Source organism: Ignavibacteriales bacterium (assembly GCA_016709765.1).
GTDB lineage: Bacteria > Bacteroidota > Ignavibacteria > Ignavibacteriales > Ignavibacteriaceae > IGN3.
Genome location: JADJMD010000013.1, coordinates 70,745 through 95,436, shown reverse-complemented (window position 1 = coordinate 95,436; position 24,692 = coordinate 70,745). Strand labels below are relative to the sequence as shown.

At 32.2% G+C, this 24,692-nt stretch carries 22 protein-coding genes; 14 read left to right on the top strand and 8 right to left on the bottom strand.

The window, feature by feature from the left end; genetic code table 11:
* Window positions 1-13 precede the first annotated feature (13 nt).
* Window positions 14-319, bottom strand: coding sequence for a hypothetical protein (locus tag IPJ23_10185; protein MBK7631045.1), 306 nt, complete (start codon window positions 317-319; stop codon window positions 14-16).
* A 59-nt stretch (window positions 320-378) separates the two neighbouring features.
* The gene (locus IPJ23_10180) at window positions 379-2,505 is read right to left on the bottom strand and encodes a cation:proton antiporter (GenBank protein ID MBK7631044.1); all 2,127 of its coding nucleotides are present in this window, start codon (window positions 2,503-2,505) and stop codon (window positions 379-381) included.
* A 223-nt stretch (window positions 2,506-2,728) separates the two neighbouring features.
* On the opposite strand from IPJ23_10180, the gene eno reads away from it, so the two are divergent.
* From eno to IPJ23_10145, 7 genes are all read left to right on the top strand, one after another.
* On the top strand, window positions 2,729-4,024 hold the full coding sequence (eno, locus tag IPJ23_10175) for a phosphopyruvate hydratase (GenBank protein ID MBK7631043.1): 1,296 nt from the start codon (window positions 2,729-2,731) through the stop codon (window positions 4,022-4,024).
* A gap of 81 nt (window positions 4,025-4,105) precedes the next feature.
* Window positions 4,106-5,488, top strand: coding sequence for a type I glutamate--ammonia ligase (glnA, locus tag IPJ23_10170; GenBank protein MBK7631042.1), 1,383 nt, complete (start codon window positions 4,106-4,108; stop codon window positions 5,486-5,488).
* 202 nt (window positions 5,489-5,690) lie between these two features.
* On the top strand, window positions 5,691-5,846 hold the full coding sequence (locus IPJ23_10165) for a hypothetical protein (GenBank protein ID MBK7631041.1): 156 nt from the start codon (window positions 5,691-5,693) through the stop codon (window positions 5,844-5,846).
* Between the two features lie 132 nt (window positions 5,847-5,978).
* A complete protein-coding gene (locus tag IPJ23_10160) occupies window positions 5,979-6,407 on the top strand; it encodes a hypothetical protein (GenBank protein MBK7631040.1) in 429 nt (142 codons plus the stop codon).
* A complete protein-coding gene (locus IPJ23_10155) occupies window positions 6,404-6,874 on the top strand; it encodes a DUF4411 family protein (protein MBK7631039.1) in 471 nt (156 codons plus the stop codon). The genes IPJ23_10160 and IPJ23_10155 overlap by 4 nt, the downstream gene beginning before the upstream one ends.
* A gap of 102 nt (window positions 6,875-6,976) precedes the next feature.
* The gene (locus IPJ23_10150; protein ID MBK7631038.1) at window positions 6,977-7,861 is read left to right on the top strand and encodes a DMT family transporter; all 885 of its coding nucleotides are present in this window, start codon (window positions 6,977-6,979) and stop codon (window positions 7,859-7,861) included.
* Window positions 7,862-7,900: 39 nt separating this feature from the next.
* Window positions 7,901-8,098, top strand: coding sequence for a hypothetical protein (locus IPJ23_10145; GenBank protein ID MBK7631037.1), 198 nt, complete (start codon window positions 7,901-7,903; stop codon window positions 8,096-8,098).
* 90 nt (window positions 8,099-8,188) lie between these two features.
* Here the strand turns inward: IPJ23_10145 and IPJ23_10140 are convergent, their stop codons facing one another.
* The 4 genes from IPJ23_10140 to IPJ23_10125 all read right to left on the bottom strand — a co-directional run bounded on the left by IPJ23_10140 (window position 8,189) and on the right by IPJ23_10125 (window position 11,490).
* Window positions 8,189-8,494: a hypothetical protein gene (locus IPJ23_10140; GenBank protein ID MBK7631036.1), complete on the bottom strand. Its 306-nt coding sequence runs from the start codon at window positions 8,492-8,494 to the stop codon at window positions 8,189-8,191.
* 133 nt (window positions 8,495-8,627) lie between these two features.
* The gene (gene kbl / locus IPJ23_10135; GenBank protein MBK7631035.1) at window positions 8,628-9,818 is read right to left on the bottom strand and encodes a glycine C-acetyltransferase; all 1,191 of its coding nucleotides are present in this window, start codon (window positions 9,816-9,818) and stop codon (window positions 8,628-8,630) included.
* A gap of 84 nt (window positions 9,819-9,902) precedes the next feature.
* Window positions 9,903-10,937: an L-threonine 3-dehydrogenase gene (tdh, locus tag IPJ23_10130; GenBank protein MBK7631034.1), complete on the bottom strand. Its 1,035-nt coding sequence runs from the start codon at window positions 10,935-10,937 to the stop codon at window positions 9,903-9,905.
* A 139-nt stretch (window positions 10,938-11,076) separates the two neighbouring features.
* Window positions 11,077-11,490, bottom strand: coding sequence for a hypothetical protein (locus IPJ23_10125; GenBank protein ID MBK7631033.1), 414 nt, complete (start codon window positions 11,488-11,490; stop codon window positions 11,077-11,079).
* A gap of 544 nt (window positions 11,491-12,034) precedes the next feature.
* Between IPJ23_10125 and IPJ23_10120 the strand changes: the two genes are divergently transcribed.
* The 4 genes from IPJ23_10120 to IPJ23_10105 all read left to right on the top strand — a co-directional run bounded on the left by IPJ23_10120 (window position 12,035) and on the right by IPJ23_10105 (window position 17,450).
* Window positions 12,035-13,198 carry a GHKL domain-containing protein gene (locus IPJ23_10120; protein ID MBK7631032.1) on the top strand — a complete coding sequence of 388 codons (1,164 nt, stop codon included), beginning with the start codon at window positions 12,035-12,037 and terminating at the stop codon, window positions 13,196-13,198.
* An 80-nt stretch (window positions 13,199-13,278) separates the two neighbouring features.
* Window positions 13,279-14,046: a DUF481 domain-containing protein gene (locus IPJ23_10115; GenBank protein MBK7631031.1), complete on the top strand. Its 768-nt coding sequence runs from the start codon at window positions 13,279-13,281 to the stop codon at window positions 14,044-14,046.
* An 87-nt stretch (window positions 14,047-14,133) separates the two neighbouring features.
* On the top strand, window positions 14,134-15,525 hold the full coding sequence (fumC, locus tag IPJ23_10110) for a class II fumarate hydratase (GenBank protein MBK7631030.1): 1,392 nt from the start codon (window positions 14,134-14,136) through the stop codon (window positions 15,523-15,525).
* 116 nt (window positions 15,526-15,641) lie between these two features.
* Entirely contained in the window at window positions 15,642-17,450 is a 1,809-nt protein-coding gene (locus IPJ23_10105) for a T9SS type A sorting domain-containing protein (GenBank protein ID MBK7631029.1), read from the top strand.
* 55 nt (window positions 17,451-17,505) lie between these two features.
* On the opposite strand, the gene IPJ23_10100 is transcribed toward IPJ23_10105, so the two are convergent.
* Window positions 17,506-17,931 carry a hypothetical protein gene (locus tag IPJ23_10100; GenBank protein ID MBK7631028.1) on the bottom strand — a complete coding sequence of 142 codons (426 nt, stop codon included), beginning with the start codon at window positions 17,929-17,931 and terminating at the stop codon, window positions 17,506-17,508.
* A gap of 146 nt (window positions 17,932-18,077) precedes the next feature.
* On the opposite strand from IPJ23_10100, the gene IPJ23_10095 reads away from it, so the two are divergent.
* Genes IPJ23_10095 through IPJ23_10085 form a run of 3 tightly spaced genes read left to right on the top strand, consistent with a single transcriptional unit; the run spans window position 18,078 to window position 21,188 of the window.
* A complete protein-coding gene (locus IPJ23_10095; GenBank protein MBK7631027.1) occupies window positions 18,078-18,797 on the top strand; it encodes a hypothetical protein in 720 nt (239 codons plus the stop codon).
* A complete protein-coding gene (locus IPJ23_10090; protein ID MBK7631026.1) occupies window positions 18,757-19,086 on the top strand; it encodes a hypothetical protein in 330 nt (109 codons plus the stop codon). Before IPJ23_10095 ends, IPJ23_10090 begins: the two co-directional genes overlap by 41 nt.
* Window positions 19,087-19,100: 14 nt before the next feature.
* The gene (locus IPJ23_10085) at window positions 19,101-21,188 is read left to right on the top strand and encodes a pullulanase (GenBank protein ID MBK7631025.1); all 2,088 of its coding nucleotides are present in this window, start codon (window positions 19,101-19,103) and stop codon (window positions 21,186-21,188) included.
* Window positions 21,189-21,231: 43 nt separating this feature from the next.
* Here IPJ23_10085 and IPJ23_10080 read toward each other — a convergent pair whose 3' ends face one another.
* Window positions 21,232-24,597, bottom strand: coding sequence for a PAS domain S-box protein (locus tag IPJ23_10080; protein MBK7631024.1), 3,366 nt, complete (start codon window positions 24,595-24,597; stop codon window positions 21,232-21,234).
* Window positions 24,598-24,692: the final 95 nt, after the last annotated feature.

Here is a 24,692-nt window from a genome sequence, read left to right as displayed (position 1 = left end):
ATACGAAAAATGATCACTCATAATAATCAATCTTACAACCGCAGCCATCCCATTTACGCTCATAAAAATCTAATCTTTCTTTAATAAAACTATCGGCATCTTCAATTGAATTAACTTTCCTTATTATGATTTCATTTTTGGATGTTGTTTCTTGTACAAATAATTTTTCTTCAAATTTTATCAATCTAATAAAATCAGAAAGATGTGTGTCTTCAACTCTAGTTATTTCGGAATTATTTAAAACTGATTGTAGCTGATCTTCTGCAATGATTAAGTACTTAGAATTTTCTGCTTTATTAAAAATTTCTTTTGCTTCCATAAAACCTTTTAAAAATTTTAAGGTTAGATAAGAAAAAACAATAATAGATTCAGATTCTATTAGAATGAGTTTACTACAATTACTGGGCAGGTACAGTTTGCAAGTATTTTTTCAACGCGCGGACCAAGATATAATCTGTCTGAACCAGGCCTTACATCCGAACCTAGTATTACAAGATCAAACTTGTTTTCTTTCGCGATATTAAGAATAACTGTTTCAGGATTAACACCAAGTTCAAGTCTTGTAAAAGTATTTACGGAAAGTGATTCACCTATTCCTTTTAATTCCATTACAATCTCCTGAGCATAACTGAATTGCCTATCAACAAGATGATCCTTTGCTTCAAAATTATCGAATGTAACTTTTTCTTCAATTACTCTTAGGATATGAACTTCATCACTTTTTGTTGCAATTGAAAAAGCAACTTCAGCCGCACGTTTAGAGGCTTTTGAACCATCTGTAGGCACGAGTATTCTTTTAAACTTATTTTCGCCAATAAGAGCATGCCCTTGTACTATTAAAGATGGGCAAGGAGAAAACCGGATAAGATTATCTATAAAACTATTAAAAACCATTTGGGGATTAGTTTGTTTTTCTGTTGCCCCAATTACTAATAAATCATAATCTTTTTTGGATTCCTCAATAATCTTTTCAAGAGCATTATTAGCAATAATAATTTTTTTATTTACCTCTGCTACTTTAAATGTGCTTGCAATTCCATCTAAAAAAGTTTGAGCTGCTGATTTTTCCTCTTCACTTGTGATAGTAAATAAAGTAACGCTAAGTACTTTTTTTGATCCAATTGCTTCTAGAATGTTTGTCTCGATTGATTTTGCAGATTTGATATTGAAATTGGTTCTTACTCTTACAGGCAGCAATACTCGATTTACTTTAGATAAAATACTTCCTGCATAAATTTCTTCCTGCTTAATCCTTTGAATTTCTTCCGTGTTTGGTTCAACTTTTTTGATTATCAGTTTTATAAAAATCGGAGCGATAATTGATGAAATAATAGAAATCAAAATTATTATTGAAAAAATATCTTTAGTTATTAATCCAATAGTTAAACCGATTGTTGCAACAATTATTTGTATTGTCCCTCGAGTATTGGTTCCAACTGCAAACAGCACAGAAGTCCAGTGATCACTTTTTGCAAAATATCTAGCCCCAACATATCCACCAATAGCTTTGGATGAAAATGCTATCAGCATTAATATAACACTCAAAATAAGAATAGTAGGATCAGTGAACTCAAGTATGTTTACCTGCAATCCGGCAGATGCAAAAAATATTGGAGCAAATATTGCGAAAGTTATACTTTCAAGCCTGTCTATTGTTTCATCAGATAAATAGGGTATTTGTCCGAATACGATACCAGCCACGAAAGCTCCTAACACTGCCTCCAAACCAAGCGCAGTAGCAATTGCACCATAAACGAAAATGGCCACCATAACCAGAGTTAAAAACTTATACGTTAATTTTATTTTATTTTGCATAAAAGTTATAATATTCTTTATTATAAACTTTCCGATTACAAATCCAAGAATTATGAATAAAATTACTTTTGCAAACGAGAAAACTACACCACTAACGCTCGCAGTAAATCCGCCAACAAAACCGATAAAGATTGAGACTAAAATCCAAACGATAGCTTCATCAATCATTCCTATTGCAACAAATAATTGACCAAAGTCTCTTCTTATCAGATTTAAATCAATTAATACCTTTGCGATTACAGAAATAGCTGAAACGGAAATTGTAATAGCTAAAAAAGCTGCAAATACATATCGGTCATTTGCATTTACGAGAAGGTTATCTGGAATTGTGAGACTGTATAAAAACAAACTTATAAATGAAACTGACAATGCTGTTGCGGCAATCTTAATTGCTTTTTTAGAATGATGCTTAATTAATTTTAGATCAGTTTCCATCCCTGCAATAAAAAGCAGAAACATTGCCCCGAACATGCTTATGATTGTTAAATAATTTTTGCCTGATTCTGTCGGAATTATATATTCAGCAATGATTGGTATGTTGCCAAGTAAAGTTGGACCTAACAGAATTCCTGCAAAGATTTCTCCCACTACAGCGGGCTGCCCGAGTCGTTGTGCAATTTCACCCATTAGTCTTGCAATCAGAAGCAATCCGGCAATTTGGATCAGTAATATAAGCGTATCGTAGTGCAATATTAATATAATGTTTGTTAAAATTTTATAGGCAAGATAGTTTGTTTTGATATTAAAAACACAGGGCAAAATTTTTAGAAAAAGTTGATAGAAATAATATTAATAGTCGATTTTACGCTTAATTTTAATATAACAATTTCACTTCTAACCGTCATTTAGCTAATTTTGAATAGTAAATTAAAACAAACTTTGAATTACATTTAGAAAAATTAGGAGTTAGATAATGACAACAATAGTTGATGTATTTGGACGAGAAATTTTAGATTCAAGAGGTAACCCAACTTTAGAAGTTGACGTTTATCTTGAAGGTGGAGTAATGGGTAGAGCCGCGGTGCCAAGCGGTGCTTCCACAGGTGAGCACGAGGCATGTGAATTACGTGATGGTGATAAGAATCGTTACAACGGTAAAGGTGTTCTTAAAGCTGTTGAAAATGTTAACGAAAAAATTGCTGATGAGCTTATAGACTTTGATGCGACTGAACAAGTTGAAATTGATAATATGTTAATTGAGTTAGATGGGACTGATAACAAAGGAAATCTTGGTGCAAATGCAATGTTAGGTGTTTCACTTGCTTGCGCAAAAGCTTCTGCAGAGTTTTTTGGATTACCACTTTATCGTTATATCGGCGGAGTAAATGCTCGTACTCTTCCTGTTCCTATGATGAATATTCTTAACGGCGGTAAACACGCTGATAATAATGTTGACTTTCAGGAATTTATGGTTATGCCATTTGGAGCTCCAAGTTTTAAAGAGGCACTAAGAATGGGTGCAGAAACTTTTCACGCTTTAAAATCTGTTCTTACCAAAAAGGGTTACAACACAGCAGTTGGCGATGAAGGCGGATTTGCTCCAAATCTAAAATCAAATGAAGAAGCTATTGAAGTAATATTAGAAGCTATCGAAAAGGCAGGTTATAAAGTTGGAACCGATATCGGTATCGCACTTGATCCTGCTGCAAGTGAATTCTTCATCAAAGAAAAAAATGCTTATCATCTTTTCAAATCAGCACCAAACCAATTAATTCCTATCGAGAAAATGGTTGATTACTGGGCAGGTTGGGCAAAACAATATCCGATTGTTTCTATAGAAGATGGATTAGCTGAAGATGATTGGGATGGTTGGAAATTGATGACAGAAAAACTTGGCGGTAAAATTCAGCTTGTTGGCGATGATTTATTTGTAACAAATACTAATCGTTTAGCAAAAGGAATTGATCTTGGAGTTGCAAACTCAATACTTATAAAAGTAAATCAAATAGGAACATTAACAGAAACACTTGATGCAATTGAACTAGCAAAAATAAATGGTTACACAAGTGTCATAAGTCATCGCAGTGGTGAAACCGAAGACACAACAATTGCAGATATTGCGGTTGCAACAAATGCCGGTCAAATTAAAACTGGTTCTGCTTCAAGAACAGATCGTATTGCAAAATATAATCAGCTTTTAAGAATTGAAGAGGAACTTGACACAACAGGTATTTTCCCTGGTGTTTCAGCATTAAATTATAATGGTTAATTAAATTACAGCCCGATTGATTTTCAGTCGGGCATTTTTGTCTCTAATCAGATTGAAAAATTTAACAGCAAAGAGATTAAAATGAAAAATAATTATATTGAAAATTGTAAATCAATTATCAAAAAAAATAAAATTGAAGTTATAGATTTAAAAGCGATTGATCTTACAGGAAGACTTCATCACATATCACTGCCGGTTTATCCAAACATACTTGAAAAACTTATGAGCGAAGGAGTTGGATTTGATGGATCAAGTTATGGATTTTTAAAAGTTGAAAACAGTGATATGATTATGATTCCGGATTTAGCAACTGCGAAGATTGATCCTTTTAGAGATGCACCCACATTAAGTTTTTATTCTCACATTGTTTTAACGGATGAAAAGAGAAGTCCGTTTAACCAGGATGGAAGATATCTTGCAAAGAAAGCTGAAGCTTTATTAAAGAAAACTACAGGTGCTGACAAATCTTTATGGGGACCGGAATTTGAGTTCTACATATTTTCAAAAGTAGAATACGATACTCGTACTGCATCATCATATTATCGAGTTGAACATGCTGAAGAGTTTTATAAAAAAGCATATCACGCAGCAAACCCGTTTGATGAGTATGATGATTTTCGTGATGAAGCTTGTAAGCTATTAAAGGCTCAAGGAATAAACGTAAAATATCATCATCACGAAGTTGGTGAAAGAGGACAGCAGGAAATCGAAACTTACTTTAGTGATTTATTAACTACGGCCGATAATATAATTACAGCAAAATATGTTCTGTTCAACTTTGCAAAGCAAAAGGGGTTGTATGTTACATTTATGCCTAAACCAATGTATCAGCAAGCGGGCAATGGAATGCATTTGCATTTATATCTTACTAAGAATGGAAAAAATGCCTTTTACAAAAAAGGTGAATATGGAAATGTTAATGAACTTGGAAGATATTTTATTGGAGGAATGTTAAAGCACGGTCCGGCACTTTCTGCATTTACAAATCCAAGCACAAATTCATACAAAAGATTAGTCCCAGGATTTGAAGCACCTGTAGCTTTAACATATGGACAGGGTAATCGTGCAAGTGCAATCAGAATTCCAAAGTATGTTTCAAATCCTGATGAAACACGATTTGAATATCGCCCGCCAGACGCAACTGCAAATCCATATCTATGCACAGTTGCAATGCTTCTTGCTGGGATTGATGGCGTTGTAAATAAAATTGATCCGGTTAAAGAAGGTTTTGGACCAATTGATAAGAATTTTCTAGATAGCAGCTATACAGAAAACATTCACTACTTACCAAGAAATTTAGCCGAGGCTTTAGATGCTTTAGCTGCGGATAATGATTTCTTAAGACGCGGAAATATATTTACAGATGAACTTTTAGAACAATGGGTTAAAACAAAGAATGAAGAAATTCATTCTATAGTTACAATGCCGCATCCGTTTGAGTACAAAATGTATTTTAATTTGTAGATTTTATTTTATCTTTAACCGTAGTTGAATTTTATTTTGAATAGTCAATTATAAAATGTATTATCTTAAAGATAAAAAGGCATTGGGAGACCAATTTGCCGGAACCCAACTCTGATGCATTGAAATTTATAAAAGACCACTTGCCGTATTTTTCTTTCCTACTATTCCTTACGAGGAAAATCCAAAAACCGAATTCAGAACTTTGCCAGAAACTGTTGTAAGTGAATTACCAACAAGTATGGTAAAACTATATAGGAATGCAAAACTGTTTCAATATTATTTAGAAGAATTATTTGAAAATAAGAAACCAGTTGAAAGTGATTTAATTAGTCGTGCTATTAAAATTCAAGTTTCGTGAGCTAATGAAATTGAAAATTTTGATGTCCATTGATGTTCAATCCATTCACGGTGAAATGCAAGGTAGTTTTTAGGGCCTAAAAGAGTTCAGGCTTTTAAAAATCCGAAACGCCTCAAAGCCATTTATTGTGGGATGATTTTAGAAGAAATACTAACAAACATTTCAGGTACTGCACGAGGTTCTGTATCCTTGCACCTCCCGAGATTCATTGAGTTAACTATCTCTGAGTCTCGATTTAATCAGCTAGCCAGTTACTTTTCCGTTAGTCGAGAAGTTATTCTAAGAAAATACTTGGAACGAAATATAATAGATAAAAAATACTATGATGAATTTTCTAAAAAATGGATTGAAGAAGCTCAAAATCAAAGAAATCAAGGGGAGGGCGGAAGTTATTATAACAATAAGAAAGCTTATTTAGGGGATAGATATATTAGTTTAGTTTATGGTAAATATTATCAGAATAAAATAAATCTTGATACGGTATCACAATACTTAAATGTTAAGCTTAAAAAGCTTCCAACCTTTGAAAATATTGTCATGGAAGGTGGATTTATTAAATGATATATGTTTTCGATACAAATGCTTTATCGAATATTTTAAATCATTATTATGCAAATAATTTTCCTAGTTTTTGGGAAAGATTTGATCAGATGATTAAATCAAAAAATTCTTTCCCTTTTGGGGGTTTTATTAAAATAAACCAAAGGTTTGGGGGGGGAAAAAAAAAAAGGATTATGAATGAGAATATCGATTTTTTTACAAACCCTAATGTTGATGAATTGAATTTTGTAACAAAGATATATTCAGTGACTCATTTCCAACAGAATCTGGATAAAAAGAAAATTCTATCTGGTGGTTTTTTTGCTGACCCTTTTGTGATTAGTAAAGCTTATGTCAATGATGCTTGTATTATTACAGAAGAAGAAAATAAACCAAACGCTGCTAAAATTCCAAATATCTGCCACCATTTCAATATTGATTGCAAAAATTTTGAAGGGTTCTTGAACGAGAATAGTTGGAAATTCTAAAGAGGAATATAAAAAATCCGAATAGATCTTTTTGAGAGTTCTTGCTTCTTCATTCATTAAATCTTCGCTAATTATTTCTTCAGCAATTATTAAAATATTTTTATGTTATACCTTGGTGAATTAAGTGCTCTTTTAACAGCTGTTCTTTGGTCAGGAACATCTCTCGCTTTTTCATCGGCAGCAGAAAAAATCGGATCACTTCAACTCAATATCAATAGAATGATATTTGCTTCAGTTTTTCTAATCGCAACAATTTTAATAATGGGCTATAGATTTGATTTATCAAATTCACAATTCACCAACCTCATCATAAGTGGCGTTATTGGTTTAGTTATTGGCGATACTTTTCTATTTAAAAGTTATCAGATGATTGGTGCAAGAATAAGTATGCTGTTGATGGCATTATCACCAGCAATTTCTGCGATTCTTGCTTTTATATTTTTAAGTGAAACAATTTCTTATTTAGGAATTATTGGAATATTGATTACCCTTTCGGGAATTGCTTTGGTTGTACTAGAGCGTAATACAAATTTAAAATATCAAATTACTACTCTGGGAATAGTTTATGGAATACTCGGTGCGATGGGGCAAGCTGGAGGATTAATATTTGCAAAGTTTGCATTTAATGAAGGGCACATAACAGGTTTTGTTGCCACATTCATTCGTGTATTTTCTTCTGTTATAATATTTCTTCCAATAATGTTGATATTAAAAAAGTATAAAAATCCATATAAACTTTTTAATAAAGATAAATCAGCTTTGGGGGTAACTTTAATTGGAACAATTCTGGGACCATTTTTGGGAATTACATTTAGCTTAATTGCAATTGAAAATACCAAAGTTGGAATTGCCGCTACACTTATGTCAACGATGCCAATAATCATGCTGCCTATGGTGAAATATATTTATAAAGAAAAATTATCGTGGAGAGCAATTACGGGCGCTGTTATTGCTGTTGGTGGTGTAGCATTAATATTTTTAAGATAAAATATCATCCATATATTTATAATAAAGGAAGGAAAAAATATGATCGAAAATCCAAAAACAAATTATTGTTTGAATTGCAACAATTCTGAAAATGATATTCCGCTAGTAAACTTAATTTATTCCGGAAGGCAAACATTTATTTGTTCCAACTGTTTGCCGGTTTTAATTCATCATCCTCAAAAATTGATTGGTAAACTTGATGGTGCGGAAAAGATTCCACCTGCAGAAGTTGAATAAAAAGGATTAATAATTATTTGGAATATCTTTTACATCCCAAATAATTAATTAATAATAAGCCCTTAGAATCTAAGTATAGTATTTATCGATCTAATTTAAGTATTCTGTTTTAGTAATTTTTGTAGAAAATATTTTCCAAGAGTCACCATCTTTTTTCAGTGTGTGAGTTCCATTAACTCTGTTATCCCTAAATTTTGGTCCATTTATTTTTGTTGTTAGTTGAGTAAAATCAACAATCACCTCTGTATCATTTTCATTAACAACAGCTAACTTTTCTATTTTATAGTTTAGGTCATACATTTTGAATAATTGTATAACAAGATTTTCTGTCGTTTCATACGTTTTGTCATCAGGATATATTGTTGACATTGCACCTTCAAGATTTTCCTTATTCATAAAATCAGTATTCGCTTCAATTACTTCTTCGGGAGTAGCATAGTATTTATCTCTGCTGCAGCTTGTAAAAACGGTTGAAGCAAATATTAAAATTAAAAAAGTTGTTTTTATGAATTTTGTTTTTATAATATCCCTAAATCTTCATTTCGGTTTTTACTTCTAAAAATTTCTCTACAGCAAAATCTAAATCCTCTTTAGAATGAGCTGCAGAAATTTGAACTCTTATTCTTGCTGTTCCCTTGGGTACAACAGGGAAGAAAAATCCAACAACATAAACTCCACGTTCTAACATTTTTGAGGCCATTGTTTGAGCAAGAACGGCATCGCCAAGCATAATAGGTACAATTGGATGAACACCTTCTTTAATATTAAATCCTGCAGCTTTTATTTTTGCTCTAAAGTGTTTTGTGTTCTCTTCAAGTTTGTCTCTTAAATTAGTTGTTGAAGAAAGCATTTCAAGAACTTTAATTGAAGCAGCAACTATGTTTGGTGCAACTGTGTTTGAAAATAAATATGGTCGAGAACGTTGGCGAAGTAAATCAACAATTTCTTTTTTTGCTGATGTATAACCACCGCTTGCGCCGCCAAGTGCTTTCCCGAGTGTTCCAGTAATTATATCTATTCTACCCATTACATTGTTATGTTCATGAGTTCCTTTACCATGTTTTCCCATAAACCCAACTGCATGTGAATCATCAACCATAACCATAGCGTTATATTTTTCTGCAATATTACATATATCTTTAAGTGGAGCAATAAAACCATCCATCGAAAAAACACCGTCTGTGGCGACTAAAATATTTTTTGCGTTATTAGCTTTAGCCTCTTTAAGTTTTTCTTCAAGATCATTCATATCACAATTTTTATAACGATAACGCTGAGCTTTACATAATCTTATTCCATCTATAATGCTTGCGTGATTTAATTCATCACTAACAATCGCATCTTCTTCTCCAAGCAGAGTTTCGAACAATCCACCGTTTGCATCAAAACAGGATGTGTAAATAATTGTGTCTTCCATTCCAAGAAATTCAGAAACTTTCTTTTCTAATTCTTTGTGGATTTCTTGTGTGCCGCAAATAAATCTTACAGATGACATTCCAAATCCCCATTTATCAAAACTATCTTTTGCTGCTTTTATTATTTCCGGATTGTCGGCTAATCCTAAATAATTATTTGCACACATATTTAAAACTTTTTGCCCTGTTGTAACAGCAATGTGTGCTCTTTGCGGCGTTGTTATGATTCGTTCTTTTTTGAATAAACCTTCTTTTTCAATTCCAGTTAGAATGTCTGCGTAGTGTTGTTTTGTTTCTTTATTCATTTTATTCTTTCAATTTTTTTTTTTGATATTTTTACCACAGAGTTAACATAATACTCAAAGTAAAATCTTAGAGTGCCTTGAGGTCTATTTTAATGAATTCCAATCAAGTATTACTTTGCCAGAGTTGCCGGATTTCATTATTTCAAATCCTTCTTGGTAGTCATCAATTTTAAATCTATGAGTTATAATTGGAGTGATATCTAATCCGCTTTGCACCATTGCTTGCATTTTGTACCAGGTTTCAAACATCTTTCTACCATAGATACCGCGAATATTTAATCCGCTAAAAATTATTTTTGTCCAATCAACCCCAGCGTTTGAAGGAAGTATACCAAGTAATGCAATATTGCCGCCATGAAACATAACATTTATCATATCATTAAAAGCGTGAATACTTCCGCTCATTTCCAATCCAACATCAAAACCTTCTTTCATTCCAAGTTCCTTAACAACATCTGGTAATTTTTCTTTAGAAACATCAACAGCACGTGTAACCCCGATTTTTCTTGCAAGTTCTAATCTATATTGATTCATATCTGTTATTACAACATTTCTTGCACCCGCATGAATTGCAACTGAGGCGGCCATTATTCCTATTGGACCCGCACCGGTAATTAAAACATCTTCTCCAAGTAAATCATAACTTAATGCTGTATGAACTGCATTACCAAAGGGATCAAAAACAGAAAGAACTTCTGTCGATATTTTTGGATCGCAATGCCAGATATTTTGAACAGGAATTACAAGATATTCCGCAAACGCTCCTGCTCGATTTACACCAACACTTTTTGTGTTTGGGCAAAGATGGCCCCTTCCTGCTCGGCAGTTTCTGCAAGTTCCGCAAACAATATGGCCTTCGCCGCTAACTAGTTCGCCAACTTTTACATCGTGCACATTAGAACCGAATGCTTCAACAGTTCCAACATACTCGTGCCCAACATGCATTGGAACGGGAATAGTTTTTTGTGCCCATTCATCCCAATTGTAAATGTGAATATCTGTTCCGCATATTGCGGTTTTCTGAATTTTAATTAATACATCGTTTGGTCCGTATTCGGGAACAGGAACTTCGTCCATCCAAATACCAGGTTTTGAATACTTTTTAACGAGAGCTTTCATTTTTTTCATTGTAAGACCCTTTAGAAATGATTTTGAATTTTATGAAAGAATTATTTTTAAAATGTTCTAATCAAAATTAGAAATAAGGGGAGTAAGGACAAAGAAGAAAAATTATCTTTTGCTAAATAGATTTGAAAAATTAAATTATAGAAAAAAGAGCAAAATCTTTTCCGAAAAAAGAACTAGGAGATTCCTTGTATGACTTTATTTCTTTATCTACGATTTCAGTATTTAAATTATTGGCAGTGGCAGTGTTTTTAAGCCAGTTCACTTCAGCTTCGGTTATAATATTGTTTGAACAGGCAAGTTTTATCGCATCATTTAAAAATGATTTTGCAATTTCATTTTCAGAAAACACAATTGGCTCTTCTTTAATATATTTATTTGTTAAAAGACTTCTAACCGTTTCATCAAAAAAATCTGTAGCGAAACCTAATTTGTCTGAAATTTTTTTAAGTATGTCTTTTTCTTTTGGGCTAAGCTCTTTATCAAGTTTTGCAGTGATAAAAAGTCCTTTTAAATAGTTACTGCGGTCAAGGATGGGAATATTCATTTCTATCCAATAAAAAATTAAAGAAATGTAAAAAATGCTCTATGTTGTCCTTTCAATTATTATGCCTCTTAACTAACTATCACTAAGATATAGATTCATTGACAAAAATCTACAGCAAAAGCTTTCTCTTAAGGTAAATGTATTTTAAATCATATCAAACTTACTCTCAAATCTAAAATTGAGATTAAAAAGTTTAATTAGATGAATCAATTTGAAAAGGTTAAGCCGAGAATCAGCTAAACTTATTTTTAAAAGATTTTCGATAATATTTGACGATTAATTAGTGTTAAATCAGCGTAAGAAATAAATACCGAATTTGAAAAGACAAGAAGTAAATAATACTTTTGCTTTCAGCTGACTTTTCACCAAAACAATCATTAATTCTGTAAAAAAGAAGCCTTATTAGAATAAATCAAAAAAATGCAATCCCACCCTCAACTTTATATAAAATTGTAACGATAATGTTAATAGAGTAGAATTAGTTGGGATACCTATCGCTTTTTATATGAAATTAGCAACTAAAATAAAATAGTAGAGCCTCTGGATGTTTGTTACTGAGCAAGAAACATATTTTGATTCCCCTTTTAGAAGTACGATTCAAGAAATCGGATCTCGCTCAAGTAGATTGGCCAGAAATCCAATCATTGTTCAAATGCTGGAAAGTTTTCCCGAACTTGTTGTAATCCTTGATTCCAATAGACAGATTGTTGCTTTTAATAAAAGAGCTGAAGAGTTGCTTAAGAAAGAAAATGAAGCAATTATTGGACAAAGATTGGGAGAAGCATTTAGATGCATACATGCATTTGAAACACCGGGTGGTTGTGGGACCTCATCTTTTTGCTCTGATTGTGGCGCCGGTAAAAGTAATAAAAACACTCTTTTGACTTCCCAATCTAATGAAGAAGAATGCCGTATACATATAAAAGATAAAGGATTTGAAACCTCTTTAGATTTAAAAGTATTTACATCTTACTTGGAATTTGAGAATGAAAAATTTATTGTTTTTGCAATAAAAAATCTTGAAAATGAAAAACGACGTGAACTGTTGGAAAGAATTTTCTTTCATGATGTTTTAAATACTGCTTCTATTATTTTTGGTATTTCCGGTATGATATCAGAAGTTAGAGAAACTGATGATTTTGAAAAGTATTCTAAAATATTGCAGAACACATCAGAACAACTCATTCAAGAAATCCAAGCCCAAAGAGATCTGTCAAATGCTGAATCAGGTAAATTGATAATTTATCCTGCACAGGATACAGCCAAAAATATTCTTGAAAAAGTTTTTGAGTTGTACGAAAATAATAACCTTACAAAAGGTAAATCATTTACTTGTGATTACCCACCTGATATGATGATAATTGAAACTGATCCACACTTTATTATTCGCTCACTTGGGAACCTGATTAAAAATGCTTTAGAAGCAGTTGGAAATGGACAAAAGGTTTCAATTTCTGCTCAGGATTATGGTGAAAATGTTAGGTTTGTAATTGCTAATGATGGTGTAATTCCAAAGCACATTCAGCTTCAAATATTTAACAGATCATTCAGTACTAAAGCTAAAAAGGGACGCGGCATAGGTACTTATAGTGTTAAATTACTGATTGAGAATTATTTAAAAGGTAAGGTTAGTTTTATATCTAACGAAGATGAACAAACTAAATTTATTGTCGAGTTACCAAAAAGATTTCCAGAATCTGAATTATAAAATTTCTCCTATTAAAAATTTTATCAGTAATTTTCCTGCCAAGAATCTTTAATTACATCAAACTCATTTGGATTTTTTTTATGAAACAAAGTTTCGGATTCGTTTTAGTATTAATCATTTTTAATTATTTCAATTCTTACGCACAGATTAACACAGAAAGATACCGAAAGGATTCAGACTCAACAGGATTTACTGCAGTTGCCGACGTTGAATTGACTGCGATTACCGGTAACACTGATTTTCAATTTATTGATCTTGGCGGCAGATTAAATTACAATTGGGGGAAAAGTTATACTTTTTTAGTTGCTGATGGTGGATTTGGCTGGGATGATGGTAAACGAATTTTTAATCAAGCACTTTTACATTTAAGACATGTGCATTCTTTAAGCGATTTATTGCAGATTGAAGTTTTTACTCAGACTGATTTTAACAAAAAGAGATTGCTTACAGAAAGAGAATTAATTGGCGGTGGATTTAGATATAAATTTTTAACTGAAGAAAATCTGAAATTTAGATTGGGTCTATCCTATTTTTATGAACACGAAAAGTATGATGTGCTAGTAAACTCTGTGCACGGAAGTAATATATTTGCAAATCGTTTATCAACATATATTACATTCGAATTTAATATAAAAGATGATGTTAAATTTATTACAGTAAATTATTTTCAGCCTCAGATTGGAAAATGGGAGGATTTTAGAATCATTTCAGATGCTTCACTAATAATTGGAATTAGTTCTTTTGTAGACTTAACCGTGAGTTTTAATTTACGATATGATGCAAAATCTCCAGAAAAAATAAAACCAACAGACACAATTACAAAATTTGGGTTTAGTTTTAACTTCTAAAAAGATTATCTCAAATAAAATTGTAGTATTTTTATATCATTAGAAACCAAAAATTTAATCATAACTAACTATTAAGGGAGATGTACAATGAGCAACCGAATTGAAAAAGACACAATGGGTGAAATTGAAGTTCCATCCGATAAATATTACGGCGCGCAAACTGCTCGCTCATTAATGAACTTTAAAATTGGCGGCGATAGATTCCCACGTGAACTTATTCGTGCTCTTGGAATTTTAAAGAAAGCTGCCGCACTTACAAATAAAGAACTTGGAACACTTCCTGCAGAGAAAGCAGATTTAATTATACAAGCTGCCGATGAGGTAATTGAAGGAAAACTTGATGAACATTTTCCATTAGTAGTTTGGCAGACCGGAAGTGGCACACAAACAAATATGAACTCTAATGAAGTAATCTCAAATCGTGCTATAGAAATTGCTGGCGGTGAAATGGGAAGTAAAAAACCAATCCATCCAAATGATGATGTGAATAAAGCTCAATCTTCTAACGATACTTTTCCGACTGCAATGCATATCGCAGCAGTAGAACAAATTCATCGCAGATTAATTCCTATGATTACAAAACTTCGCGATGCACTTGCTGTTAAAGAAAAAGAATATAAAGACATTATTAAGATTGGAAGAACACATTTAATGGATGCTGTTCCATTGACTTTAGGCCAAGAATTTGGTGGATATGTACAGATGCTCTCAAACGGATTAGATAGAATAAATGCTGCTCTTCCAAGGTTATATGAATTAGCACTTGGTGGAACAGCAGTTGGAACAGGATTGAATACGCACCCTCAATTTGCAGTGAAATCTGCAGAGCATATTGCAAAGTTAACAGGAAAGAAATTTATAACTGCACCAAATAAATTTGAGGCACTTGCAGGACACGATGCGCTTGTTGAATTCAGTGGCGTTTTAAAAACGCTTGCTGCTTCACTTATGAAAATTGCAAATGATGTTAGATGGCTTGGTTCTGGTCCACGATGTGGATTGGGCGAGTTGAATCTTCCTGAAAACGAACCGGGAAGTTCAATTATGCCGGGTAAAGTGAACCCAACACAAAGCGAAGCAATGACAATGGTTTGTGCGCAGGTTTTCGGAAATGATGTTGCAGTAAACTTTGGCGGTGCGATGGGAAATTTTGAATTAAATGTTTTTAAACCTGTAATCATCTTTAATGTTTTAAATTCTATAAGATTAATTGCTGATTCTTGTGAAAGTTTTACTGATAATTGCATTGTTGGAATAGAGGCTAATAAGGTAAACATCAAAAAACATCTTGAAAATTCTTTAATGCTGGTTACAGCTTTAAATCCAGTTATCGGTTATGATAATGCAGCTAAAGTTGCAAAAAAGGCTCACAAAGAAAACACAACGCTTAAGCAAGCAGCAATGGAGCTCGGTTTGTTAACCTCAGAAAAATTTGATGAAGTTGTGAGACCTGAAAAAATGGTTGGTCCAGGGAAATAAAAAATATAATGGTTTTGAAAATAAATTAACCCAAAATGATATTGATATTTTGGGTTGATTTACTATTTGCTATTTTTACGTAGGTTAATTTTAATAACTTATATCAGGGGCTCGATATGAAAATTTTTATTTTTATATGTTTCCTGTTAGCCACTCTTAATATTCCAATCCGTTCTCAATGGACTGAACTGCCTATTGGTACTTCGTCTGACATATTAGGTTTATATTTTATTTCCATGGATACAGGTTGGGTAGTTGGTAGTAACGGTACCATCTTAAAAACAACAAACGGTGGTAGTTGGTGGACAGTCCAACAATCAAACTTAAATGTTATTCTTGCCTCTGTTTATTTTATAGACTCGTTCCATGGGTGGGTTTGTGGAGCTGATGGAAATATTCTTAAAACAACAGACGGCGGAAATACCTGGTTACAAAAGCCATCCAGCGTAACCGAAAATATAAATTCAATATTTTTTATAAATCAATCTGTCGGTTTTGCAGTAACAAGTAACTGGTTCAGTGGATTTCCTTATTCAGGAAGAATTCTTAAGACAAGTGATGGAGGGGAAAGTTGGGTAATAAATTTATTTGATGATTCACACGGTTTTATAGATCTATTCTTTTTAGATCAAAATGACGGATGGGTTTGCGGTTCAAACGGCGCTACTTATAAAACTACGAATGGTGGTAATTCCTGGAATTACATTAACGCCAATACAGGATACTGGTTGTTTGATATCTTTTATTCCTCTAAAAATATTGGATATCTTGTAGGTGGGAATCCAAGTAGTGATTTTATTGCCAAATCTACTAACTCAGGAAATTCATGGTACCAAATCCGCGAATCATTTCAAGAGCATGCATTGATTGGTTCGTATTTTATTAATGATATGGAAGGATGGGCGTGTGGATTTGATGGCGTATTATTAAAAACTATAAATGGTGGAAATAACTGGATTAGAGAACAGATTTCTACAGATAAACAACTTAGAGAAATATTCTTTATTGATTCTGTAGGTTACTGTGTAGGTTTTTCAGGAACATTTTTGAAATATCATTATGCTCAACCAACAAGTAATATTCAGATAGTAACTCCTAACGGCGGGGAACAATGGGAAATTGGATCAACAAAACAAATTACTTGGAATAGTACAGATATAAATTATGTTAATATTGAGTATAGCTACAACAATGGTTTAACTTGGAATACAGTTGTTTCATCATTGCCCAACACAGGTGTTTATAATTGGACTGTTCCTAACATTTTATCTGAGAACTGTTTAGTGAGAGTAGGTGATTATCCAGCTTCTTACGATGTTTCCGACAGTTCTTTTTCAATCGTAACCCCAGTTCCCGCAGAACTTATCTCTTTTTCTTCTGAAATTATTGACAATGATGTAACATTTTATTGGACGACCGCAACGGAGACTAATAACTCCGGGTTTAATGTTGAACGAAGCGTTGAATCGAAGAAAGAAAAAAATCTTGCATGGCAAACAGTTGGAATTGTTAACGGAAGTGGAACCACCACAGAACCGCAAATGTATTCTTTTGTTGATGGAAATGTATCTGTTGGAAAATATCAATACAGACTAAAACAAATTGATTTTAATGGAACGTTTGAATACTCAAATTCTATTGAAGTGGAAATAAATCCACCAGTAAAATTTTCTTTAGAGCAGAATTTTCCAAATCCATTTAATCCATCCACTACAATACAATTTAGTCTCACAAAAGATTCATACGTAACTTTAAAGATTTATAATATAAATGGACAAGAAATATTAACACTAGTAGAAGGATTTAAACAAGCTGGCGTACACAATTTAAACTTTGTACCAGATAATTTGCCGAGTGGAATTTATTTTTACAGGATAATTACAGAAGATTTTTCCGCTGTTCGAAAGATGACCTATTTGAAATGATATTATACTAAATTATCTAAAACGGCAGTTTATCAACTGCCGTTTTTTGTAAAAACTATTTAGGAACAATTTCTATCAATGCGCTTGCTACTGTTTTATCATTGTCATCTAGTAAGAAAACTCTATAAAACCCTGGTTCTTCAAATTTCAAATCACTGTCTGAATTCTTTGCAAAGAAAACATAACTCATATCAGGATCAATTGTGTAATCATATTTTTTGTAGAATTCAAATTTTTTGTTTCTTTCGTTTAGTTTATCAAATTGAATATGAACATCTTCAAGATCTAATGGATCATCAGATTTTACCATGACAGTTAAATAACCGGTTGTGAATCTATCGCTGACCCCAATTTCTCCTCTTTTAGAATCGTACTTTTCGCAGAAGTACAAAATTGGTTCATTTTGTGCGAATGTTTTAGTTACTAAACCTGCAGAGAAAAATGTTGTTAAAGCAAGCACAAACAAGATCTTGATTTTCATCTGAATATCCTTTTTAATTGTTGAGATCAACATACTTGAACAACGAATGATTAAGTATCAATTTTAATGTCTATTTAAGGGTAAAAATAATAGCATTATTGCTAGAAGAAATCATTATTTTTGATTTCAAAAAATAAGGAACCAATTTGGATAACTGGAATGGAATAGTATCGCTTCTTATAGCTTGCATTGAGTTTTTACTGTTGTTCAATCTGATTGTATTTATTGAAAAGAACAAAGTAAACATAATTGCAATGCTTATGATTACTTTACTTGCAGCTTATCAAACTATGGAATTCTTAATGTGCCAGGTTGGGCTTCAGGATTCTATTTATCCATATATAGCCTTTGTAGTTATTGGATTCCTTCCGCCACTAAATTTATTACTTGCACTAACCCTTACACAAAATGTAAAACTTAATTTTAAAAGTAGTTTGATATTTATTCCTGCCATCTCATTTTCGATATACTATTTATTTGTTCTCCCAAAATTTGTTGTTGCAAAGTGTACTGTACTTTATGCAAGTTATCACTATCCGCTGGGAGATTTATTTGGTGCGTTCTATTATCTGCCTATTTTGATTTCAATAGTTTTATTTATAAAATTTATCCCAAAAACTGATGACAAAAAGCAAAAATTAATTGCTAAGGTTTTATTATTTGGATCAATCTTTATAAGCTTACCATCAACTTTAGGATTTATTTTGATCTTTACGGCAGGCAATTATTCTATCATTTCTTCTATTGAAAGTATAATGTGCAAGTTTGCATTTATATATGCAGTATGTCTAAGTTTTGTATGTTTATATAATTCACCTTTTAACGATGAACGAAATTATTTTAAATATTTATTTAGTAATAAATAGCGGATTAGTTGAAGCCTTCAAAGTAGTATCGTACGAAATGGAAGGTGGAGACGACAGAAAAATTGAATTTCTAAAATCTCTTGCTAAAGAAGATTATCCAAAAGCTATAGTGTTTGATGCGCCAACTGATAAAAATGAAAAGTTTATGGAATACGCAAAGTTTCATAAATTAGAAAAACGTGGAATGCATTTCCAATTATTTGAGGAAATCTTTCAGCGATTTGGCGTTGCAGAAAATCCACTAATATGCGTTACACCCGTTGTTGATGGCGAAATCTATTCAGAATAATATCAGGACTAACTATGAAAAGTTTTCTTTTAAAATCGATAATAATAGTATTAACAATAACATTTACAGGAAGTCCCTTGTACATTTCAGACAAAACAAATTCTAAGGTAAAAAGTAAATCTGAGATTGAATTAAGGCAAGATGAACTTGATAAGATTTACTCAGATAAAAAACTCGGTTCATTTGTTGAGAACGGAAAAACATATTTTAGATTGTTCACTCCAAATGCTGAAAAAGTTACACTCGTAGTCTTTAATAAAGTTGATGAGCAAAAAGGAAAAGAATATGATATGATTCGTGATGAAAATGCTGTTTGGGAAACTTCGCTAGATGGAGAACTTTACGGAAAATTTTATGGATTTAATGTAAAACATAAAGATAAAGAAACGGTGCTTTGTATTGATCCATACGCAAAAGCCGTTGCAAGCTACAACTCTTATTTTACTCCGCGCAAAAGTATTGTTTTCAAAGAAGGTAATTATGATTGGCAAAATGATAATTGGATTCAACGTGACTGGCGTGATTTAATTGTTTATGAAATGCACGTGCGTGATATGACTGAACATCAAACTTCCGGAGTTAAAGAACGCGGAACTTATAAAGGTCTGATAGAAAAGGGTAAAACCGGTGGTATAGATTACATAAAAAATCTTGGCGTAAATACGGTTGAACTTTTACCTTCGCAGGAATTTGCAAACATAGAAATCCCATTTAAAGATTCTTTACGAGGAAAGTTTAATACCTGGAATCCTTACGAAAGAAATCATTGGGGATATATGACAGCTTCATTTTTTGCACCTGAAACTTACTATTCAGAAAATACTCGCGAGTTAGAGCTTAATAAATGGAGTGGTGCAGATGCAAAAGCTGTAACTGATTTTAAAGATATGGTAAAAGCTTTCCACAATGAAAATATTGCAGTTATGATGGATGTTGTTTACAATCATCTTTCTGAATATGAATTTGGCAACTTAAAAGAGATTGATAGAGAATATTATTTTAGGTTAAATCCTGATGGAAGTTATTGCGAAGTTAGTGGCTGCGGAAACGACTTACGAACAGAAGCTCCAATGTTAAGAAAATTAATTGTAGAAAGTATTTTATATTGGATGAAAGAATATCATGTTGATGGTTTCCGTTTTGATCTTGGAAAACTTTTGGATTGGGAAACGATAGAAACAATTATTTATGAAGCAAAAAAAATAAATCCTGATGTTGTATTTGTTTGCGAACCTTGGGGCGGAGGTTATGATCCCCAGGGATTTTCTTTACGCGGGTGGGGTGCGTGGAATGATCAAATAAGAAATGGAATAAAAGGGGAAAACCCCAAAGACGGACACGGCTGGATTTTTGGAACGTGGTACGGAAATAATTCGCTGCAAAGAATTAAGAGTTACGTAAATGGAACACTTACAAAAGATTCACTTGGTTTATTTCAAAAACCGGATCATTCTGTAAATTATTTAGAATCACACGATGGACTAACTTTTGGCGATTTTATAAGGCTTGGTCTTGGTGATGTAAAACCTGATGAAGTGATAAATGATGTTGATAAAAATGCAATATTAACCCCAACTCAATTAAAACTTAATAAACTTGGAGCATTGTTTTTGTTTACTTCACGGGGAATGACAATGATTCATAGCGGGCAGGAATTTGCACGTAGTAAAGTTATTCCACTTACAAATCAAAACGATCCTCATCGTGGAATGATTGACCACAACACTTATGATAAAGACAATGAAGTAAATTATATAAATTATGATCATGCAAAGATGAATAAGGATTTATTGGATTATTACCAGGGCTTAATCGAACTGCGAAAAGAATTTCAATCATTCCGAAGAGCAGAATACGATGAAGTGAAATTTATTTCTGTTAAGGATAATGATTTTGCAATCTGTTACGAAGTAAAACACAATGATGAAGATTTTATGGTGCTTTTAAATGCACATCCTGTTAAAGAAGTTTTATTTGAATTGCCGAAAGGAAAGTGGGATGTTTTAGTTAATTCAGATAAAGCAGGAATAAAACCTATTTCCACTGTAAGCGGAACAATTTCAATAAAATCATCCACCGGTTTAGTGTTGAAGAAGAAATAGGAATTTTACAATCGAGATCAATCATTTATGGTCTCGATATAATTTAATCTCCGCTCAATCCTTTTTGAAGTGATTTTTCAATCGCAAGTTTGAAACTTCCAATGTTTACGGGTTTTTGAAACACAAATTCAATTCCAAGTTCCGTATAATCATTTATTGTTGCACGATCAATATCGCTGCTTAAAACAATTACAGGTGGCTTTCCCTTTATGTCCATCTTTTTTAATTCGATCACAAATTCATAACCATTCATAACAGGCATAGCGTGATCTGTAATCACTAGTGCGGGGGGTGATGACAATATTTTCTGAATTGCCTCTTTGCCATCTGATGCAACTTCAACTTCATATTCCGGAGCTATATTTTTTAGGATTTTTGAATAAAGTAAACGATCAGTTTTATTATCATCAACAATCAAAATATTTGAAGAAGCAATTGGCAAAGTAAAATTAAATTCAGTTCCTTTCTCAAATTCACTTTCAACTTCGATTGTTCCGCCATGCTTTTCTATAATTTCCTTTACAAGCGACAATCCTAAACCACTACCTTTTTCACCCGCAGTTCCTTCTGAAGTAAATTTAGCATCAACACTAAAAAGTTTTGCAAGATCATCTTGTTTGATTCCTACTCCGGTATCTTTAACACTAAACTTTACAAAGCGCGAATTAATAATTGCTTCGTTAGATATTTTAATGACGCCGCCTTTGTTAGTAAATTTTATAGCGTTAGAAATAATATTATTAAATACTTGTGTTATCAAATTTTTATCAACGAAAAGAAATAATGATTTATTTACCTGAGATAAAACTTCAATACCTTTTTGTATTGCGGATCCGGAAAGCGCATTAACAGAATCCAAAACAACTTTTGAAACATCAATTTTCTGCGGTTCAAATTTTATTCTACCTGTCTGTATTCTTGTCCAATCCAAAAGTGAATTAACTAGAGCTAACATTGAACGCGAAGACTCTTGAATATATTTTATATATTGGTTTCGCTCATCTTCAGATAATTCCTGATCATTTGCAAGTAAATCCGTAAATCCCAGTATTGAACTAAATGGTGTTCTCAAATCGTGAGAGATAATTGATATAAAGCGATCTTTTGTTTCATTAAGCTTTATAAGATTTTCTGTTGATTTTTTTAGTTCTTCTTCAGCTCGTTTTCTAAAAGTAACATCACTTACAAGGCCAAATACTTTTTGAATTCTACCTGTTGCTGTTCTAACAAGATTTATTTTTGTCCTTACCCAAACAATGTTACCTTGCTTATTAATAATTCTAAACTCAAACTCACCAGAAAGCTGTATCCGACTCTTCATTAAATTAATAAGTTTAGGTTTGATACCACCAAAATCACTTGGATGAATTGCCTTTAAAAATAATTTTGAATCAGTAAGAAACTCTGCTTGAGTATAACCGGTTACTTTTTGAATTGAAGATGTGCAGAAAATTGGCCTTAATCCTAATCCAATTCTTTCGAAAGTAAAAAGAAAATCATCTATGTTTTCCGTAATGTTTCTATATTTTTCTTCAGATTCCTTTATTGCACGCTGAGTTCTAATTCTCTCCGTTATATCGCGGGCAATCATTACAGTATAATTATTATCATTGGATTTAAATGATCCAATTGAAAGCTCTGTATGTAGGCTGCTCCCATCTTTTTTCTTACCAAGAAAATCAAATCGTGCTGGCACTTCTTTTTTTCGTTCTAACAAACGGAAGTATTCAGCAACTTTTATAATATCTTCGTTGGATGCAAATTCAATGATGTCTTTATGTATTAACTCATCATTGCTGCTGTAGCCAAATATTTTTGCAAATGATTGATTGGCAATAATTATTCTGCCTTCAAATCCCAAAGCAATCCCATCATAAGCAGAATCGATAAGTGATAAGTACAGGTTTGACTCTTCTGTTGTCTGCTTGGTTTCTGTAAACTCACTGAGAAAGCAATTAAAGAACTGTATTCTGTTTTCGGAATCTCTGGAAGTATGAAATACAACATTTAGTAGTATTGAATCTTTATCCCTATAAATTATAGGCAGAGTAATAGTTTTTACTTCATCGCCATTAAAACTTTTTAAATCTAAAATATTATTTTCTAAATAGGGTGGATCGATTAAATCATAAAAACTTTTTGAAAGTAATTCTTCTTCTGTAAATCCGAGTTTTTTCTGAAAAGTAGAATTGGCAAATAAAATCTGTCCATCTCTATCAATATTGCAAATCATCAACGGGGCTTTAGAAACAATATCCCGCAAACCTTTTAATGATAATTTTAATCCTTCTTCAAAATGTATTTTGTCTGATATATCAATGCTTTTTACTACGATTCGTCTTTTCTTTTCATCAAGAAAAGTAAAATAAGTTTCGTAAGTTTTTTTCTCTCTATTCTTATCAAAATATGATAAAACTATTTTATGAACATCTTTTCCATTGAGTTTTAATCTTAGAGAATCAAGAAAACTATCCGAAAAAATACTAACAACATCGTGAGCAGTACTCCCTAAAGCTTCTTCTTTACTAACTTCGTATAAATTCTCGGCGCTAGCATCCCAATTTTCTATTTTATTATTGTCATCAATTACAAAAATGGCTTCATTGATTTTTTTAGATATGGATCTATAAAATTCAAGTTTGTTAACTTCTTTATAAAGATTATCAATTTCTCTTTCCTGTGCCGTAATATCTTTAAAGAATAAGTAAACAAAACTTATTTCTTTTCTATAATTTTCTTGTGGAACAAAACGGCACTCAAAAACTTTTCTGTTTCCTCTAACTTCATATGATAATTTTTCAGTAAATACTGCGCGATTTTTCTTTGCAAATTCAAAATATTCTTTTACAACTCGAGAAGTGTCAGAATCAAACAGACTTCCTAGTGCTACACCTTGAATTAAATTTGCAGGAACATTTAAATAATGCAAAATATTTTTTGAAAAGAATTGTACTCGCTCTAATCTGTCAACAACAAGAAAAAAATCGGACACATTATGAATAGCATTTTCTATAAAATCACTTCTTATTGCGGATTCTTTTTTAGTCTTGGTAAGAATTTTTAAATCTTCAACAATAATCAATCCTCCAATAATTTCGGTTCCATCAATAATTGGTGCGCCTTTTATTATCAGATGAATCAATCCGCGAGATTTTGTTTCAACAAAGTTTAGCTCTTTTTCAAACGGCAGTCCGGATAAAATGTCATTCAGCTCGTTTGTAATAGTAAATTTTGGAAATAATTCTTTCCCAAAAATACTTGAACCCATAAGATTGGCGGGGTACTCAAATCCATATAAGAGTTCCAAATCACCAAAGGCTTTATTAGAGTAATCAATTTCACCACTCTTATTAAAAGTAAGAATTGCTATCGGTGCACTGTCTATAAGATTTAGAGTATTATGTTCCAAGTTTAACTTATCATTAGTGGTAAACAGAATTTAAAACTATTGTTTATCAACAGTAAATATAAAGGATACGAAAATCCCTATTAAAATTGATGAAT